The sequence below is a fragment of the Streptomyces scopuliridis genome (assembly GCF_042790125.1).
In the GTDB taxonomy this organism is placed as follows: Bacteria; Actinomycetota; Actinomycetes; order Streptomycetales; family Streptomycetaceae; genus Streptomyces; species Streptomyces scopuliridis_A.
Map to the genome: position 1 here is coordinate 71,120 of NZ_JBHTZS010000031.1, position 15,265 is coordinate 86,384.

Annotated in this window: 21 protein-coding genes; 10 read left to right on the top strand and 11 right to left on the bottom strand. The window is 71.3% G+C overall.

Annotated features, from left to right (window positions below; genetic code table 11):
• The first annotated feature begins 209 nt into the window (after positions 1-209).
• The 6 genes from ACFRKB_RS32225 to ACFRKB_RS32250 all read left to right on the top strand — a co-directional run bounded on the left by ACFRKB_RS32225 (position 210) and on the right by ACFRKB_RS32250 (position 5,649).
• Complete coding sequence (locus ACFRKB_RS32225) at positions 210-692, top strand: hypothetical protein (protein ID WP_383110158.1); 483 nt, start codon at positions 210-212, stop codon at positions 690-692.
• Complete coding sequence (locus ACFRKB_RS32230) at positions 689-2,215, top strand: 3'-5' exonuclease (protein WP_383110159.1); 1,527 nt, start codon at positions 689-691, stop codon at positions 2,213-2,215. The genes ACFRKB_RS32225 and ACFRKB_RS32230 overlap by 4 nt, the downstream gene beginning before the upstream one ends.
• Before the next feature lie 307 nt (positions 2,216-2,522).
• On the top strand, positions 2,523-3,509 hold the full coding sequence (locus ACFRKB_RS32235; protein ID WP_383110160.1) for a ParA family protein: 987 nt from the start codon (positions 2,523-2,525) through the stop codon (positions 3,507-3,509).
• Positions 3,509-3,874: a hypothetical protein gene (locus ACFRKB_RS32240; RefSeq protein ID WP_383110161.1), complete on the top strand. Its 366-nt coding sequence runs from the start codon at positions 3,509-3,511 to the stop codon at positions 3,872-3,874. The genes ACFRKB_RS32235 and ACFRKB_RS32240 overlap by 1 nt, the downstream gene beginning before the upstream one ends.
• A 165-nt stretch (positions 3,875-4,039) precedes the next feature.
• Positions 4,040-4,423, top strand: a complete 384-nt coding sequence (locus ACFRKB_RS32245; RefSeq protein WP_383110162.1) for a hypothetical protein — start codon at positions 4,040-4,042, stop codon at positions 4,421-4,423.
• Positions 4,423-5,649 carry a hypothetical protein gene (locus ACFRKB_RS32250; protein ID WP_383110163.1) on the top strand — a complete coding sequence of 409 codons (1,227 nt, stop codon included), beginning with the start codon at positions 4,423-4,425 and terminating at the stop codon, positions 5,647-5,649. Before ACFRKB_RS32245 ends, ACFRKB_RS32250 begins: the two co-directional genes overlap by 1 nt.
• A 182-nt stretch (positions 5,650-5,831) precedes the next feature.
• On the opposite strand, the gene ACFRKB_RS32255 is transcribed toward ACFRKB_RS32250, so the two are convergent.
• A complete protein-coding gene (locus tag ACFRKB_RS32255) occupies positions 5,832-5,993 on the bottom strand; it encodes a hypothetical protein (RefSeq protein ID WP_383110164.1) in 162 nt (53 codons plus the stop codon).
• Between the two features lie 160 nt (positions 5,994-6,153).
• Positions 6,154-6,309: a hypothetical protein gene (locus ACFRKB_RS32260; RefSeq protein ID WP_383110165.1), complete on the bottom strand. Its 156-nt coding sequence runs from the start codon at positions 6,307-6,309 to the stop codon at positions 6,154-6,156.
• A gap of 162 nt (positions 6,310-6,471) precedes the next feature.
• Here ACFRKB_RS32260 and ACFRKB_RS32265 point away from each other — a divergent pair, with 162 nt between their 5' ends.
• Both ACFRKB_RS32265 and ACFRKB_RS32270 read left to right on the top strand, forming a co-directional pair.
• A complete protein-coding gene (locus ACFRKB_RS32265) occupies positions 6,472-6,729 on the top strand; it encodes a hypothetical protein (RefSeq protein WP_383110166.1) in 258 nt (85 codons plus the stop codon).
• Positions 6,730-6,969: 240 nt separating this feature from the next.
• Positions 6,970-7,608, top strand: a complete 639-nt coding sequence (locus tag ACFRKB_RS32270) for a hypothetical protein (RefSeq protein ID WP_383110167.1) — start codon at positions 6,970-6,972, stop codon at positions 7,606-7,608.
• A 118-nt stretch (positions 7,609-7,726) separates the two neighbouring features.
• On the opposite strand, the gene ACFRKB_RS32275 is transcribed toward ACFRKB_RS32270, so the two are convergent.
• Together ACFRKB_RS32275 and ACFRKB_RS32280 are read right to left on the bottom strand one after the other, a co-directional pair.
• Positions 7,727-8,125 (bottom strand): restriction endonuclease, encoded by a 399-nt coding sequence (locus tag ACFRKB_RS32275; protein WP_383110168.1) that lies wholly within the window; start codon positions 8,123-8,125, stop codon positions 7,727-7,729.
• Positions 8,122-8,592: a hypothetical protein gene (locus ACFRKB_RS32280; RefSeq protein ID WP_383110169.1), complete on the bottom strand. Its 471-nt coding sequence runs from the start codon at positions 8,590-8,592 to the stop codon at positions 8,122-8,124. The genes ACFRKB_RS32275 and ACFRKB_RS32280 overlap by 4 nt, the downstream gene beginning before the upstream one ends.
• 90 nt (positions 8,593-8,682) lie before the next feature.
• Between ACFRKB_RS32280 and ACFRKB_RS32285 the strand changes: the two genes are divergently transcribed.
• Both ACFRKB_RS32285 and ACFRKB_RS32290 read left to right on the top strand, forming a co-directional pair.
• The gene (locus tag ACFRKB_RS32285; RefSeq protein WP_383110170.1) at positions 8,683-9,921 is read left to right on the top strand and encodes a helix-turn-helix domain-containing protein; all 1,239 of its coding nucleotides are present in this window, start codon (positions 8,683-8,685) and stop codon (positions 9,919-9,921) included.
• 2 nt (positions 9,922-9,923) lie between these two features.
• Positions 9,924-10,460 (top strand): flavoprotein, encoded by a 537-nt coding sequence (locus ACFRKB_RS32290; RefSeq protein ID WP_383110171.1) that lies wholly within the window; start codon positions 9,924-9,926, stop codon positions 10,458-10,460.
• 85 nt (positions 10,461-10,545) lie between these two features.
• On the opposite strand, the gene ACFRKB_RS32295 is transcribed toward ACFRKB_RS32290, so the two are convergent.
• The 7 genes from ACFRKB_RS32295 to ACFRKB_RS32325 all read right to left on the bottom strand — a co-directional run bounded on the left by ACFRKB_RS32295 (position 10,546) and on the right by ACFRKB_RS32325 (position 14,807).
• The gene (locus tag ACFRKB_RS32295) at positions 10,546-11,343 is read right to left on the bottom strand and encodes an HIT family protein (protein ID WP_383110172.1); all 798 of its coding nucleotides are present in this window, start codon (positions 11,341-11,343) and stop codon (positions 10,546-10,548) included.
• Positions 11,344-11,647: 304 nt separating this feature from the next.
• Complete coding sequence (locus ACFRKB_RS32300; protein ID WP_383110173.1) at positions 11,648-12,088, bottom strand: RapZ C-terminal domain-containing protein; 441 nt, start codon at positions 12,086-12,088, stop codon at positions 11,648-11,650.
• Positions 12,089-12,197: 109 nt separating this feature from the next.
• Positions 12,198-12,488, bottom strand: coding sequence for a hypothetical protein (locus tag ACFRKB_RS32305; protein WP_383110174.1), 291 nt, complete (start codon positions 12,486-12,488; stop codon positions 12,198-12,200).
• Positions 12,489-12,581: 93 nt separating this feature from the next.
• Positions 12,582-13,085: a transcriptional regulator gene (locus tag ACFRKB_RS32310; protein ID WP_383110175.1), complete on the bottom strand. Its 504-nt coding sequence runs from the start codon at positions 13,083-13,085 to the stop codon at positions 12,582-12,584.
• A 98-nt stretch (positions 13,086-13,183) separates the two neighbouring features.
• Positions 13,184-13,651, bottom strand: a complete 468-nt coding sequence (locus ACFRKB_RS32315) for a hypothetical protein (RefSeq protein ID WP_383110176.1) — start codon at positions 13,649-13,651, stop codon at positions 13,184-13,186.
• A gap of 51 nt (positions 13,652-13,702) precedes the next feature.
• Positions 13,703-14,491, bottom strand: a complete 789-nt coding sequence (locus ACFRKB_RS32320; RefSeq protein WP_383110177.1) for a hypothetical protein — start codon at positions 14,489-14,491, stop codon at positions 13,703-13,705.
• Between the two features lie 127 nt (positions 14,492-14,618).
• Complete coding sequence (locus tag ACFRKB_RS32325; protein ID WP_383110178.1) at positions 14,619-14,807, bottom strand: hypothetical protein; 189 nt, start codon at positions 14,805-14,807, stop codon at positions 14,619-14,621.
• Positions 14,808-15,265: the final 458 nt, after the last annotated feature.

Genomic DNA, 15,265 nt, shown 5'->3' on the forward strand with positions numbered 1-15,265 from the left:
CCGCCCGGGGGGGGGCGGCGCGGCCGCCCCCCGGGGGGGGGGGGGGGGGGGGGGGGGGGGGGGGGGGGGGGGGGGGGGGGGGGGGGGGGGGCGCCCCCCCCCCCCCCCCCCACCCGCCCGCCCCGGCTTACGACTCTTTGACCAGCAGATAGGACGATCCCTTGGCCCACCCCGACGAGTGCAAGGTGAACCTCTCCCAGATCGCTCGTATGGCTGGAGTCGGTCGCGCGGCCGTCGCCAATTGGCGACGCCGGCACGGCGGACTCGAAGCCACCGGCGGCACGGACGAGACCCCCCTTTTCCCCCGCGCGGCCGCCGAGCAGTGGCTGCGCGACCTGGACAAGCTCCCCGAGCCCGGCCCGGACGGGGCCCGGCCGCCCGCGACCGTGACGTTCGCGGGCGGCCCGACGATCACCGTGTACGGCCCCGAGCTGCACAGTCCGGCACTGGCATGGAGCGGCGACGCGAACGAGGAGTTCGGCGGTTACATCGAGCCCGATCGGCCCGGCATCCCCTGGCCCACCGCCTCAGCCCGGATCGAGCAGCCGGGCAGCGAGCCGTACGAGGTGACGGACGCCCACGTCGACATCAGCGGCTGGGGCGGCCGCGTGGACTACCTCAAGCTCATCTGGCCCGCCGACCGGCGCCGGGCCCTGCCCACCACGACCGAGACCACGGAGGCACAGGCATGACGGACACCACGACCGAGACCACGGCGACCAACGAAACTGAGACCACCGTGGTGGTCCCGCCCCAGCAGGAGCCGTACGTGCCGGAGGCCCTGGGGGCCACCCGGATTGCGCTGCTGCTTGCCGAGCACACCGGCGAGCCGGTCACCCCCGAGGACGTCGCCGAACTCGTCGTCCAGGAGCACCTGGAGGTCGTCGACCACTACAAGGGCTGGCCGATGTACTCCACGGCGGCCGCCCGCGAACTCGACACCGACCTGGTGCGCTCCGTCGTCGGCGAGCGGGTGGCGTGGGAGGCGGCGAGCCTGACCCGGGACGCGGCCGCCTCCCGGATCGGTTGGCACTGGAGCGACCTGGTGCGCATGAGCGAGGAGGGCCGCATCACGACCGGCCGCGGCGGCCGGTACCTGATCACCGACCTGGACAAGATGGCCGACGAGGCCGACGGCGAGCAGTACGTCACCGCGCAGGCCGCCGCCACGGACGTGCTGGAGATCCGGGCGAGCGACTGGAAGTACGTCGAGGCCGCCGGATGGATCACCCCCGCGCACACCTACGAGAAGGAGGTCGGCCGCCGCCGTACGGTCACCGTCGCCCTCTACCGGCTCGGGGACGTCCGTGACCTGCGGGACCTGCCCGGCGTCGACTGGGAAGCCACCCGCGGCCTGCCGAAGGGGGCGCCGTCCCCGCTGCGCGAGTACGCCAAGCTCGCCCCGACCCGGGCCGCCGCCGTCCGCAGCTTCGCACAGGGCCTCGCCGACCGGCACGGGATCACGGTGTGGGCCTGGAACTCGCCGTACTCCGGCCGCTGGGAGCTGGACTGGGAGCGGGTAGAGAACCTGCCCGCCGAGGCCACGGTGCGCCGGGAGCTGTTCGCTGACCCGGAGGCGGGCGCGTACGCCGCCGAGGTCGAGCTGTGCCCGGCGTGGGGCGAGATCACCCGGGAGGCCCGGGACCTGCTGGAGCCGGGCCGCGCGGTCGTGCTCGACACCGAGACCACCGACCTGTACGGCCGCACCGTCGAGATCGCCGTGATCGACGCGGCCACCGGCAAGAAGCTGATGGACACCCTGGTCGACCCGGGTGCCCCGATCAGCGACGGAGCCCGCTGGGTGCACGGCATCACGGACGAGATGGTCGCTGGGAAGAGGCCGTTCGAGAAGGCGCTCCCCCGGCTCCGCAAGGTCACTAAGGGGCGTGTCGTTCTGGCGTACAACGCCGAGTTCGACAGGTCCACCGTGCTCCGCGACATCGAGCGGGCCGGGAAGAAGCCGATGCACCTGGAGCCCTGGAACAGCTGGTACTGCCTGATGCAGGCGTACGCCGACTGGGTCGGCTCCCACCGCTGGCTCCGACTCGGTGGCAGTCACCGCGCCGCCGGCGACTGCGAGTCCGCCCGGCAGGTGCTGATCGAGATCTCGAAGGGGCGGGGCACCGAGTTCACCCCGACGCCGCCCGCCCCGGGCGACCCGGTCAGCGGCCCGCCCGCCGGGACGATCCTCACCGCCGCCGTACCGCAGGACTGACCCACGACGCGTCCGCCGGGCATGCGGACGCTCCATCCCGAGTTACAGACTGCCGGAGTCCCAGACTCCGGCAGTCTGCGTTTCAGCCCCCGTCGGCCCAACTGCCGGACGCCATAAGACGGGTTGCCGCACCCCCGGGTGGCCGCCCGGCGGGCGAACGCCAGGCCGGTCGTGAAGTCGGCGGGTTCCGCTACAGGGTGTCGTCGAATGACTGCCAGACTGCCGAAGTCACAGACTCCGAGGATGCCGAAGTCGCGGAGTCGCAGACCGGAGAGAAGAGAGGGCCCATGCCGCTGAGGAGTAGTACATGACCATGACCGTCCTGGGCCCGTTGCCCGACACCGTCGAGCGCCTGGACGTCGTACGCGAGTGGCGCGTCGACGAGCTGATCCCGTTCCTGGACAAGCCCCAGGAGGCGATCGACGAGGTCATTGCCCGGCTGCTCGACTACCGCGACGACGCGAAGGCGCAGATCTTCGTTCCGCCTCCGATCGTCCTCCCGCCGGCGCCGTTCACCGGACACCGCACGTACGTCGTGGTGAACCAGAAGGGCGGCGCGGGCAAGTCCACGACCTGCGTCGAACTGGCGGCGGCGTGGGTGGCGATGGGCTACACCGTCCGCATCATCGACGCCGACCCGCAGGACGCCTCGATCACCGGCGCCTGGCTCGCGCCGATCTACGACGGAGTTCCCGAGGCTGAGCGCTACAACCTCAAGCACGTGCTGTACGGCCGCCAGCCGCTGGACGAGGCGACGTACGAGACGGCCGTGAAGGGCCTCTACCTGGTCCCGTCGTACAAGGACTTGGACCTGGTCAACTTCGACGGCAAGGCTGCCCGGGACGGGATGCTGCGCGCGGCGATCAGCCGTTCGACGGTGCCTGTGGACATCACCATCATCGACGCCCCCCCCTCGCTGGGGAAGCTCAGCGTGAACGGGCTGGTTGCGGCGGATCAGCTGATCCTGCCGCTGAAGGTGAGCGGGCTCGACAAGAAGGCGCTGGTCGACCTCCAGGAGACCATCATGAGCGTGCAGGGCGTGGAGAACCCGGATCTGGTTGTGGCGGCCGCCGTGCTGACGGACTGGAGCAAGTCCAAGCATGCCGCGCAGATCGCCGCCACGGTGCGCCGGGACTATCCGGGCGTGATGATCGCGCCCGCTCGGCGCAACGTGAAGGCCGCGGCCGCGCCGAACTACGGCTTGCCGCTGCGGGCCCTGGACTCCCGCGCCACCACCGCTGTCGACTACGACCAGCTCGCCCACCTCCTCCTGCCCGCGAAGGAAGCTGCCTGATGGCCAAAATCGGTGGAACCGGTGACTCCGGCAAGGGGGGTGCTGTCGGGGGCAGCGCCGTCCTCGGTCAGCTGATCGGTGACGGTGATACTCAGTCCGACGACCCGAAGTGGGCGACGCTGGAGCGCAAGGAGGCCCGGCTGCGGGCCGACCAGCTCTCCGATCTCGCCGATCTGCGTCGGCACGTGAACGCTCGCCGCCAGGACCGTTCGGAGATCATCACCGACAACACCCTGATCCGCGTCGCCGTCGACGTGCTGTTGCAGGTACATGCCCACCGGCTCCGCGGCGACACGGAAGAGGATCTGCTGCACTCCGTGCTGCCCCGGCGCCGGGCCGCCGCACAGCAGGAGGAGGCCAGCTAGGAACGGGGGGAGTGGGTACAGGCTCCGGAAGTCCGGCACTCCCGGAGTCTGTGATTCAGCCAACGGGCGCGGTTCTCGCCAACCGCGCCCGTTCGTTGTCTCGACACAACGGAACCCCGCTACGCTGCCGACGTTTGTTGTTCCAGCACAACGGGAGGATTTCGGGTGGACAACGTCGACATGATGGCCGAGCAGATCACCGATCTGATCCGGCGGGCGAGGGCCGACGAGACGACTCCGACCGAGCGTGTGCAGCTGCTCGCCGAGGCGATCGGCCTCACGGTCGACCCCCTGCACCAGCTCGAACTGATGATGCTCGTCGCCGACACGGCAGGCCGGGCCGCGCACGACGCCGCCGGCCGCGCCCTGCGCGGCGAGGGCCGTTCGCGGAGCCGGGCCGCGACCTGGGCGGAGATCGGCGGCGCCGCCGGGCTGTCGAAGGACACCGCCTTCCGGCAGTTCCACGGCGGCGACGCGCTGTCGTGGTCCCCGGCGGCCCGCGGGGTCCGGCAGGCCGTACGGCGGCCCGCTACCGGGGAGGCCCGCTGATGACCGTCGATCAGAGCCTCAAGGGGGCCGACCTGTTGCGCGCGGCCGCCGCCGAAGTGTGCTCGTGGGGAGACGAGATCTCCGAGGCCCGCGCCCGTCAGGTGCGGTGGGTGGCGGGCGAGTACGGCCGGGCCCTCGCCCACGCAGACCACCCGCTTGACGGCGAGGCCGAGGCACGCACCCTGTTCGGCCGCGCCGCCGCCGACTCCTACCTGGACCTTGCCGCCCGCGGCGCGCTGCGGGTGCGCCGGTCGGCCAAGGCCGACAGCGGCGACAACTCGCGGCAGACCCGAATCGAGGTCCTGGTGCTGCTGGCGAAGGCGGCCGGGGTGTACGCCGACCTGCCGCCGCAGCCCGACCCCGCACGCAAGCAGCCCGTGCCCAAGCGGGCCCGCTCCCTGCTGCGGACCTCCCTGGAGGAGGTCACCGACCGGGCCGACGCTCTGCCCGGGCAGATCCGGATGCTCGCCATCGGTGCGACCGCCGTCGACACCGGAGCCCGCTCCGGCGAGCTGTGCGCGTGCCGGATCGAGGACCTCGCCCCGTCGCTCGAAGAGATCCGGATCGTGCGCAGGCCGCAGGGATGGAGCAGGGCGGAAGCGTACGTCGAGCTGATTGCCCTGTCCGGGCTGTCCCGGACCGCCCTGCGTCGGTGGCTCGTCGAGCGGCACGCGCTCATGGAACGGGTCCGGGGCACCAGCACGGCGCTGTGGGTCGGGCTGCGCGCCAACCATCGCGGCGACCACCCGGTCCCGCCCGGTACACCCCTGGAGCCGCGCGGCCTGTTCCGGGCCTGGACCCGGGCCGTCGACCAGACCAACCAGCAGATGGCCGGCGAACCCTCGTGGGTGCCGCTGCCCACCCGCATGGAACAGCTGCGCCGCGGAGTCAGCCCGAAGGCATCCCCGGCTCCCCGGCAGCCGGACGCCGAACGGGCCGTCGTTCTCCTGGACGACGTTGCCGAGCGCGGTCGCGCCCTCGCCCGGGTGCGGCGCTCCGGTGAACCGGACACCACCGCCGAACTCGAAGCGCGCCTGGCCTGCCGCAAGGCCGTACGGGCCGCGTGGGCCGAGGGGATCGAGCACACGATGCAGCTGTCCGCGCTCACCGGGGCGGGCCTGACCGGCTCCGCGAGCCTGGCGGCCGCCGGATGGGAGCCCGCGCTGCTCGCCGCGATCGACCGCGCGACCGGATGGGGACGCCCCTCCAAGGCCAAGGTCGTCTGACCTGCGCCCACACCAGTTGAGTCCCGGAGTCGCAGACTCCGGGACTCACGCATTCCAGCTCGGGATGCCGGGCTTGCCGCAAACGGGTAACGGCGACGTACGCAATGCTCGCGTACGTCGCCGTTACCCTTGCCGCCGCCCTCCTGGAACGACCAGGAGGGCGGCGGTGCTCCTGCGGGGCCTTACTGCTTAGCGCCGCCCTGCTTGCGTGCGGCCGCGGCGCGGTTCGCTGCCTGCCGTGCCTCCTCCGCGCGGGCCAGGGCCGCCTTCGTGGCAGCGTCGCCTTCACCGAGCTGACCGGGGTTGTCGGCGCACATGACCGCGCCGTAGATACGATCCAGCACAGGGATCGCCCTCCTATTGCTGGTAGGTGGGGTGAACTTCAGGTCCCGGTCCGGTGTCTCACCACCGGCCGGGACCGTCGGAGCCGCTCTGTACGGCTCCCCGGCCCACCCGCCTCGGTACAGGAGGCGGGTGGGCCGGGCACCGCGACAGTGCGTGCTGCTAGTTGGCCGAGTCGTCTCCGGGGGACAGGCGGTAGTGAGTCTCCATCCAGCTCGCGGTCGCCTCCTCGTTGGTGATCTGGCCGTCCTGGAAAGCGGAGTAGATCTGCTCCCCTTCGGCTTCCATCTGCTCCTGGAACGACTTCTTCTCAGTCACGGGTCTCCTCTTCCTGGGGCAGGTCACACCGGGCGGCCCTGCCCCGTGTCCGGGGTGCCTTCCGGTGATGCCGACATTACGCGATCGAACCCATGGAAACAAGTATCGATCCCAAAGAAACGAATCTCGGTTCCTTGGGGTTTATGACTTACACTGACGGCCATGTCAGAGATTCCCGAGGAACAGCAGGCCGCGGCGCTGAAGGCGGTAGTTGCGGCGGCGTCCGCACGTGACGCCGCGCAAGCCGTCCTGGACGAGCGTGTAACGGACCTCTCGCGGGCCGCCGTGGCCGCTGCCAGGACGGGCGCCCCGCGTACGCGCATCCGGCAGCTCGCCGGAGTGAGCAGCAAAACTCTGTACGCCTGGCTCACGGCCGCGGGCCTGGATGTCCGGGGCAAGAACACGGACGGGAAGGAATGAGTGACGCAAGCCGCCACCGGCTCCGGCCGCGGACAGTGGGGCACTGACCCTCTTCCCGTGGCCGTCTGACCTGCGCCCACACCAGTTGAGTCCCGGAGTCTGCGACTCCGGGACTCACGCATTCCGTTCTCGGGATGCCGAGGATGGCGGCTGATCCGCGCACCCGACCCGTTGGGCCGTTCGTTGTACTCCGCGCAGGCCGGGCGGCGAGGGCCGGGCCCCAGGCGAGAGGACACGAACATGACCACGATCGACCCGGACGCCGAGCTGAAGGCGCGGATCGCGGAGATCAAGGAGCGGTTCGCCGGCGAATCAGTGAACGGCAAGGTGACCGTCCGGTGGGACGACGGCCTCTACCGGCACCTAGAGGTCGATATGCCGAAGTCCACCGCCTACTGGTTCGAGGTGATGACCTGGCCCGGCGCCCTCGCGATCACCGGGCACACCGGCACCCACGTCTTCCGTCGGGACGACGACATGCTCGGCTTCTTCCGCACCTGCATGGGAAGCGGGACCACCTGGGAGGTGGACACCCGCTACTGGGCTGAGAAGGTCCAGCCCCACGGGGAAAGGGACGTCGAAACGTACGCCGAGAACCGCGTCCGCGCCTACATCAAACAGGCCGCCGAGGAAGGGGAGGCCGATCATCCCGGGCTCGTCGACGAGGTCGAGGAGGAGTTGTTCTCCCGCTACAGCAGCGCCGACCTGGAGACCGAGGCGGGCGCCAAGGCTGCCCTCGCCGCGTTCGAGTTCGACGGTTTCCGCTTCGACACCACCGGCTGGGAGTTCACCGAGTACGACTACTGGTTCATCTACACCTGCCAGGCCATCGCCTGGACCGTGGCCCAGTACGACGCGCGGGTCCCGGTCGCCGCCTGACGCGCCCCGGCCCGCGCAAGCGGACATGGAGAAGCCCCCGGCGATGCTCGGTGCAGGAGCAGCCGCCGGGGGCCTCGTCGTCGCCCGGGCCCACGGGGGGGAGGCGCCGGGAGACGGCTCAGGGGGTCGAGGCCGCCTCGTCGACGGGCGCGGCGGCTTCGAGCCGGTCCAGCCGCTCGTACAGCGAGCGGATCAGCCGGGCCCGGTTCTTCACCCGGTGCAGGCTCGTGCACGGCTGTGACAGGCGACCGTCGGCCTCTTGCAGGATCAGCTCGGCGAACAGCCGGCGGCCGTCGTCCTCGGGAAACCGGTCTGCGCGGGCGCGCACCTTGTCGGCGACCACGCGCGCCGCCCCGGCGAGCAGCAGGCCGACCTGGGCGACGTCGTCGGCCGGCACGTCCAGCGGGGAGGACCACGACAGTGCCGTACGCACGACCTGCTCATGCACGCTCCGGTCGGGCGGGAGTTCCTCCGTGAGGCGCCCCTCCGGGTCGTACAGGACGTGGTGAGTGCTCATGAGGGGTCCGCCTCCGGCTGGTCGGCGCGGGCGAGGAGCCGCAGGTGGTGGGTGAGCCGGTCGGGACGTACCAGCACGGGTGAGTTGTCGTGGGGCGGGCTGACCCAGTGCGCCATGGGGGTGCCGTGCGCAGTGTCCGGCAGCAGCAGCTGGTGGCCGTCGGAGAGCACGCGCACGCCGGGGAGGCCTGCGGCCGCGCCGCCGGTGCCCGGCGGCACCATCACGTACAGCTCGTCGCGGACGTAGTCGGCGAGCACCGGGTAGCCGCGGCGCGGGCCGATCCGCAGGGCGACCAGTGCGTCCAGGCCCCGCGCTATCGGGGTGATGGCCACCGCGTCCCAGGCCCGGCCGCACACCGCCCACCGGGTGAGGTCGTTGCCGCGCACCCACTGCTCGCGGAGCCGGTCGGACGGCTGTGCGAGCCGGTGCCACGTCGTCGGGATGGAGGTCTTCGCGGACTGGGCCATATCCGGACCGTACGGGCGGTATACACGACATGGCCCACACGAAGTGTGTGGGTCGTCGACTCCGTCTCGGAGCACCCCTCGGAGCACCCCATGGACCGCATCCAGTTCGGCCGCCGCGTCGCCCACTGGCGGGGCCGCCGCCGCCATTCCCAGCAGGAGTTCGCCAATCTGATGCAGCGCTCCCTGCGCTGGGTCGAGGAACTGGAGGGCGGGCGCCGCCAGGCCGACCCGAACCTGTCGGTCGTCACCGCGATCGCCTCACGCTTGAATGTGACCGTGGACCGGCTGCTGTACGACCCGGTCGTCCTGTGCCCCGCCGAGAGCGAGATCGGCGCGGTGCGCGCCGTCCTACAGCGCCACGACATCATCACCGGCCGCACCGACGACTCTGGCCACGAACCGATGCCCGTCGCCGATCTGCGCCGCGCCCTGGTCCACGCCCGCACCGGCTTCCAGGCCGGGCACTTCGCCCGGCTCGGCACGCAGATCCCGGCACTCCTCGTGGACGCCACGCGCGCCGTCGAGCGTCACCAGGGCGACGACCTCCAGGAGGCGTACCGGCTGCTGTCGCTCTCGCTGGAGCTGACCGAGGCGGCCGCCATCAAGTGGGGCGACACCGAACTCGCCGTCGTGGCCGGGCACCGCGCGGTCGCGGCCGCCGAACGGTCCGAGGACGCCGTGATCAAGGCCAGCGCCGCCCGGCACCTCACGGACGCGATGACCAGCCACGGCCAGGCCGCAGCCGCCGTCGCCTTCGCCACGGCCGCCGCCGAACGTCTGCGCCCCGAGCTGGTGCAGCGCGGATCGCTGGGGCTGAGCGTGCTCGGCATGCTGTTCCTGAAGGCCGCGCTCGCACAGGCAGCCGTCGCCGAAGCGGACGACCGCAGCCCCGACGCGGCCGCCCGGGCGGTCCCCCTCTACCTGGACCAGGCCGACGAGCACGCCGCCCGGCTCGGCACGGACGGCAACGAGCTGTGGACGTCGTTCGGCACGACGAACTGCGCGCTGTACCGGGTCGCGGCGCACGTCCAGCTCTCCGCCGGCGCGGACGCCGTGGCGGTCGCCGCGGACATCCCCGCCGCCGCGCTGGACGCCTTACCCCGCGAGCGCCGCGCCCATCTGCTCACCGACCGGGCGTTGGGCGAGACCCAGGCCGGGATGCGCGAGACAGCCGTTGACACGCTGCTGGAGGCCGAAGCGCTCGCCCCCGAGGAGGTGGTGTGCCGCCCCCGGACCAAGGAACTCGTCGAGAACCTGCGGCTGTTGGGCACGGGGAGCGCCGAGGGGCGCTTGCACGGCCTCGCTGATCGCTGTGGACTCTCCCGGTGACCATGAACCGCACCCTGTACGTCATCGCCTGCGCCGCGCCTCCCGCCCGGCGCCTGTCCGTACCGATCGAGGCCGCCCAGCAGGCCGGATGGGACGTCTGCCTGATCCTCACGCCGTCCGCCCACCGGTGGCTCACCGAGGACGCCGAGGGCGAGATCGAGGCCCTGGAACGGCTCACCGGCCATCCCGTTCGCTGGCAGTACAAGCTCCCCTCGCAGCCCGACGTCCTGCCCGCGCCGGACGCGATCCTCGTCGCCCCGCTTACCAACAACACCCTCGCGAAGTGGGCGACGGCGATCAGCGACACCCTTGCCCTGGGGCTGATCACCGAGGGCATCGCGCTCGTGCCGATCGTCGCGCTCCCCCACTTCAACGACGCCCAGGCCGCGCACCCGGCCGTCGTACGGCACGTCGACTTCCTGCGCGAGGCGGGCGTCACCGTGCTGCTCGGCGAGGGCGGGTTCACCCCGCACAAGCCCAAGCACGGCGACCTGGACGCCTTCCCGTGGCAGGCCGCGATCGACGCCCTTCCCGCCTGACCAGCAAGAAACCCGCTGAAAAGCCGGAGTCCGGCAGTCCCTGAGTAACAGACTCGGGGACTGCCGGACTCCGGCTTTCGGTCGATCAGCCCAGCGCCGCCGCCGACCGGGCAGCCGCCTGCTGCGGGGGCCAGGGCAACGGCAGGCCGTCGCCGGCGGCACGGGGGACCAGGTGGACATGGAGATGGTGCACGGTCTGCGTGGCGGCCGCGCCCACGCTGGTGATGAGGTTGAGATCGCTGTCGAGTTCGGCGCCCAGTTCGGCGGCCCGCGCCATCGTCTGGCCGGTGATGTGCGGGTCGGTGACGGCGTTGTCGACGTGGCGGCGCGGGAGGACGAGGACGTGGCCCTCGGTGACGCCGCCGAGCGGCAGGATCGCCACGGCGTTGTCCCACTCCCGTACGACGGTCGCCGGGGCGGTGCCCGCGATGATCTGGCAAAACACGCACCGCTCCCCGATGGTCGGGTCCTTGTGGATGACCGGCCGGTCGATGTGGCGGTGGTGGACGTCGGTGGCGACGCCGCGGGCGGTGAGCGCGGCCCCGACGGCGGCGGCCACTGCCACGGCCCGGTGACGTCCGTACCAGCAGTAGACGTGCAGCCGCACCGGCGCGGCGCGCCCGGGCGCGGTGAGCAGGGCCTGCGCGTCGTCGGCGGTGCGGTTGATGAGGCCAGCGGCCTCCGGGGTAGAGAGGACGAAGTCCCGTACGGCGGGGTCCAGGCCGGTCAGGCGGACCATGTCGCGGGTGACGGCCCGGGCGGCGGGGTCCCAGAGCCGGTTGGAGACGTCGAGGACGAGGGCGGGCGCCTCTTCGCGGGGCGGGTCGTTCCAGCGGGCCCCGTAGGAGGTGATGACGACCTGGGGCGCGGGTGTGGCGGCCATGCGGTGGACCTCCGGGTAGCAGCGGGCGGGCCCCGCCGTGGTGCGGGGCCCGCTGGGTTCGTCCTTCCGTCGTACGTGTTTGTACGGAGGTTCGTTGGTACCGCCGTACCAGGTTCTTTTGGCTCCGACAGGCGTTCGGCCGCCAGGTCGGCCATGGGCTGCTGCACAGGCGCAGCCAGCGAGAAGAGGCCGTCAGGACCTCGGGTGAACGGTCGTCCGCCGGTTCGAGAGTGGTACCAAAAGATCTTGACGCGGTGGTCCCCACGGAAGTGCTTACAAACACGTCGTACGGGGTGGTGGTCGGTCAGCGGTCGATGACGGGCTTGTCGAGGTCGCGGTGGACGAGGGTGACGTCCAGGCCGCGGTCGACGTACGCCTTGGCGAGGTCGTCGACCCCGAGTTCGGCGGCGGTGTCGAGGTCGCCGGAGAACACGGCGTGCAGGGCCAGGGCGACCGTCGCGGCACGATGCCTGCCGCCCGCACACCCCGGAGCGACCCGGACCGGGACGGTCTGCGTCGGTCCGGCGAGGAAGCCCTCGATCGCGTGGACGAGTCCGGCGAGCAGCTGCTTGATGCCGGGGGTGTTCATCACCGTCTCGCGGACGATGGCGTCGTGGGCGGTGAGCTGGCGCATGTCGAGCCGGATGTGCGGATCGCGGAAGTGCCGACGGAGGTCGATCACCAAGTGCGCGTCGGGCGCGGCCTGGTGGCCGAAGCCGAACGACTCGATCTCAAGGGCAGTCATGGTTCTACCTTCCGTGCCGCCCAAGGGCGGCAGTAGCGAATCGGGGTGTTTCCTGTTGCCTCTTTTGGAACGGGGTCCGGGCGCGGCGGATGTGCGCGCCCGGACGTCGTCAGTCGAGGTCGAAGTCGTCGGCGGGGTGCGGGCTGACGTGTCCGCAGTAGTGGCAGACCGCCCCGTCCCTGCGGTCGAAGGTCGTACCGCAGCAGCAGGGGCACTCGCCCCGTTCGAGCACCGGCCCCTTGCCGTGCGTGCAGGCGGGACAGGTGTGGGACGTGGCCGTGAGCCGCTGCCAGCCGAGCGCACGGGCAGCCCGTTCGAGAACGTCGGCCCCGGCGTCGACGTCGGGGAGGTAGAGCGCAAGGCAGTCCTCGCGGTCGCAGGTGATGGTGGTGCGGATCATCGGGCCCCTTCGGTTGAGTACGGCCGGACTGTCCGGCCCTGCGCACCGCTCTGTCCGGGCTCGCTGTCCCGGGCAGAGCAGCACACGGGGCCCTCAGACGGCGGCGATGATCAGCGCGGCAAGGAAGAGGAAGAAGGCGTGAAATGCCTGGTCAAGGGCATATGCGCCGGTCCCGATGTGTGCGGCGGGCTTGCCTTCGGCGGTGACGGGGTGGACCGGGTGGGCGCCGGTGCCGAGGTTGTAGAACTCGGTCTTGCCGGTGACTTTCGCGAGCCAGGCGAGGCTGGATCGGCGGTCCGCCCACCAGTGCGAGGCGGCGTCCAGGCCGAGCCCGACGGTGACTCCGACGACGGTCAGCGGCAGGTTCAGGACGACGCCGGCGAGCCCGAGGAGCAGCACCTTGGTGAGAGTCAGGCCGACGACGTGGCGGGTGCAGGCAAGGCGCCCGACGCGGCTGGACTGGCCCGGGTTGCGGTCGTGCTGGCCCTTCTTGGCGCTCTGTACCGACGTCTGGACCCAGTGGTCTCCGACGGTGTGGGCGACCCACAGGGCGGCGAACACGGCGGCGAAGACGGCGGCGGTGTCGAGCTGGTTCATGATGGGGGTTCTCCTGTCCCTGCTGGATGGGTGAGCCCCGGGGGACGGGCCGCTCTTGCTGGCCGGCGGACCGGCCCGCCCTCCCGGGTGCACGGCGGCTACTGGCCGTCGCGGTCGTCCTGCGCGGCCTCGCCGCCGCGCTGCGGGCCGCCGCTGACGGCCCACTGCTCGAAGGTGCCGGGGTTGGAGTTGCGCAGGACCTCCCGGCGGTACTGCGCCGTGCTGCGTGCCACGTCCATCGCCAGCGCCAGGTCACCGACGCTGCCGCCGTTGGCGGCGTGAGCGCGGATCAGGGCGTCGCGGATGCCCTCCAGGCGCGGCAGGAGCCGGTGGTCCACGTCGTTGATCATCGTGTGCCAGCTGTCCGCCGAGACGGTCTGCTCCGCGGGGTTCGCGGTCCGCAGCGTGGCCAAGGCCCACAGCGCGCTGTGGAACCAGTCGGCCAGCATGCCGACGTCCGTGACGAGCGTCTGCGACTGCTCGGGGGTCAGGCTGATGACGATGTCACCGCCGCCGAGCCGGGATTCGCTGGACGGGACGAAGGCGATGGGGTCTTTGGCGTTCATCGGGTGAGTGCTCCCTCGGTGTCGTGCGATGGATGAGTGATGTTGGACGGGTCAGGCGTCGGTGGACCGGCCAAGAAGCTGGCCGACCTTCGCGACATGGGCTTCCTGCTCGGCGATGCGGGCCTGAGCCTTTCCGGCGGCGGTGTTCTCGTCGTACTTGCCGAGGTAGTTGGAGCCGTAGGCGCCTGCCTCAACGACGGGCCAGTCCCAGGCATCCGGGACCCCGGCGGCGGCGTACACCTCCCTGTAGCCGAGCGACTCCTCGTACATGTTCTTGTCGTGGACCGTGGCGATGTCGTGGGCCCGCTCGTCGAAGGCGATGGCGGCCTTGAGGTAGGTGTCCTGGGTGTCGATGAGGCGGGAGACGGCGGCGGGCCACTCCTTGGCGGCCTCCGGGTCCCGGAGGTAGGAGAACGCGGCCTCCACCGCGCTCTTGGCCTGGTTGTGCTGCTTCCATAAGCCGCCGGCGAGGTTGGTGGCGGCCTTGATGTCGGCGATGTACCGGGCGTTGCGCCACTCGTCGCGGGCGGACCGGTAGACGTCGCTCAGGATGAAGCGGGCGGCCTCGCGCAGGTCGTACTCGGCTTCGTCGGCCACGGGACGATCCGCCTGCTTGTCCCAGTGCTCGTGAGAAAGCTTGGGGTCGTCGCAGATGCTCTTGTAGGACGGCTCCTGGGGCTCGCTCTCCTGGCCGGTGAACGCCGGGTTGAAGGTGTACCGGAGGTGGTAGGTCTGCGGGTCGACCTTGGCCAGGTTGGTGGGGAGGTAGGGGCGGAGTCGGTTGTTGACGATGTCGTCGATCTGGTCGCCGGTCAGCTTGTAGTCGGTGTTGATGCCCATGGAGGGCTCCTCTCGAAGGGTTCGGGCGATGCGGTCTGGTGGGTGTTAGTTGCCTGCTCGGCAGCAGCAGTGCCGGCGGCAGCAGGAGTGGTCAGGGGTCTCGATCTCCGCCTTGCGGCGCGGTTGATCAGTAGCGGGAGGCGCGAACCTCCCAGCCGCCCTGGTAGTCGGGGCCGATCTCCAGGCCGGGGGCGGTGATCGAGCCGTGCACGGCGCCGGGGTGCAGCGTGCCGAGTTCACCCAGCAGCGCGGCGATCTGCTCGGCGATCTCCTGCGTGCGGGCCGTCTCGTCGTCGCTCGGCATGGCCTGTCGCATGGCGTTCACTCCTTGCTGGCGGGCTCGACGGCCCGGCGAGGTGTACGGAACTTCGTACAGTTAGGACTGTACGGACTTCCGTACACACTCACAAGAGGACGCCTCAAGATTCTTTACGCCATTCACCGCACAGGGCGTCTGAGCTGCATATTTATGCGCAAAATTACAGAGTCCGAGAGTCCGTGAGTACGGCACTCCGTGACTTCCGGAGTCTGTGACTGACGGGCACCCGGTCCGCCGGCGGACCGGGTCGGCGGACGCCGTGGGGGGAGGGGAGGGGCGCACCGGCCGGGAGGAACCCACCGCCACGCTCGCCACAGAAGGCCTCCGAGAACAGGCCTGACGGGGGCCAGGGGCGCCTTTCCCGGCACAGAGGCCCGGGGAGTGCCGATCAAGCCCCGAGAGCCGCACAGGGCCGCTCAGGGACGCGCCGCCCTCCTCTTCCAGTTGCCGCCCGT

What these genes read in the sequence shown, in the direction of transcription:
- ACFRKB_RS32225 (WP_383110158.1), top strand. Translation starts at nt 210, where the DNA reads ATGGCTGGAGTCGGTCGCGCGGCCGTCGCCAATTGGCGACGCCGGCAC.
- ACFRKB_RS32230 (WP_383110159.1), top strand. Translation starts at nt 689, where the DNA reads ATGACGGACACCACGACCGAGACCACGGCGACCAACGAAACTGAGACC.
- ACFRKB_RS32235 (WP_383110160.1), top strand. Translation starts at nt 2,523, where the DNA reads ATGACCATGACCGTCCTGGGCCCGTTGCCCGACACCGTCGAGCGCCTG.
- ACFRKB_RS32240 (WP_383110161.1), top strand. Translation starts at nt 3,509, where the DNA reads ATGGCCAAAATCGGTGGAACCGGTGACTCCGGCAAGGGGGGTGCTGTC.
- ACFRKB_RS32250 (WP_383110163.1), top strand. Translation starts at nt 4,423, where the DNA reads ATGACCGTCGATCAGAGCCTCAAGGGGGCCGACCTGTTGCGCGCGGCC.
- ACFRKB_RS32265 (WP_383110166.1), top strand. Translation starts at nt 6,472, where the DNA reads ATGTCAGAGATTCCCGAGGAACAGCAGGCCGCGGCGCTGAAGGCGGTA.
- ACFRKB_RS32270 (WP_383110167.1), top strand. Translation starts at nt 6,970, where the DNA reads ATGACCACGATCGACCCGGACGCCGAGCTGAAGGCGCGGATCGCGGAG.
- ACFRKB_RS32275 (WP_383110168.1), bottom strand. Translation starts at nt 8,125, where the DNA reads ATGAGCACTCACCACGTCCTGTACGACCCGGAGGGGCGCCTCACGGAG.
- ACFRKB_RS32280 (WP_383110169.1), bottom strand. Translation starts at nt 8,592, where the DNA reads ATGGCCCAGTCCGCGAAGACCTCCATCCCGACGACGTGGCACCGGCTC.
- ACFRKB_RS32285 (WP_383110170.1), top strand. Translation starts at nt 8,683, where the DNA reads ATGGACCGCATCCAGTTCGGCCGCCGCGTCGCCCACTGGCGGGGCCGC.
- ACFRKB_RS32290 (WP_383110171.1), top strand. Translation starts at nt 9,924, where the DNA reads ATGAACCGCACCCTGTACGTCATCGCCTGCGCCGCGCCTCCCGCCCGG.
- ACFRKB_RS32295 (WP_383110172.1), bottom strand. Translation starts at nt 11,343, where the DNA reads ATGGCCGCCACACCCGCGCCCCAGGTCGTCATCACCTCCTACGGGGCC.
- ACFRKB_RS32300 (WP_383110173.1), bottom strand. Translation starts at nt 12,088, where the DNA reads ATGACTGCCCTTGAGATCGAGTCGTTCGGCTTCGGCCACCAGGCCGCG.
- ACFRKB_RS32305 (WP_383110174.1), bottom strand. Translation starts at nt 12,488, where the DNA reads ATGATCCGCACCACCATCACCTGCGACCGCGAGGACTGCCTTGCGCTC.
- ACFRKB_RS32310 (WP_383110175.1), bottom strand. Translation starts at nt 13,085, where the DNA reads ATGAACCAGCTCGACACCGCCGCCGTCTTCGCCGCCGTGTTCGCCGCC.
- ACFRKB_RS32315 (WP_383110176.1), bottom strand. Translation starts at nt 13,651, where the DNA reads ATGAACGCCAAAGACCCCATCGCCTTCGTCCCGTCCAGCGAATCCCGG.
- ACFRKB_RS32320 (WP_383110177.1), bottom strand. Translation starts at nt 14,491, where the DNA reads ATGGGCATCAACACCGACTACAAGCTGACCGGCGACCAGATCGACGAC.
- ACFRKB_RS32325 (WP_383110178.1), bottom strand. Translation starts at nt 14,807, where the DNA reads ATGCGACAGGCCATGCCGAGCGACGACGAGACGGCCCGCACGCAGGAG.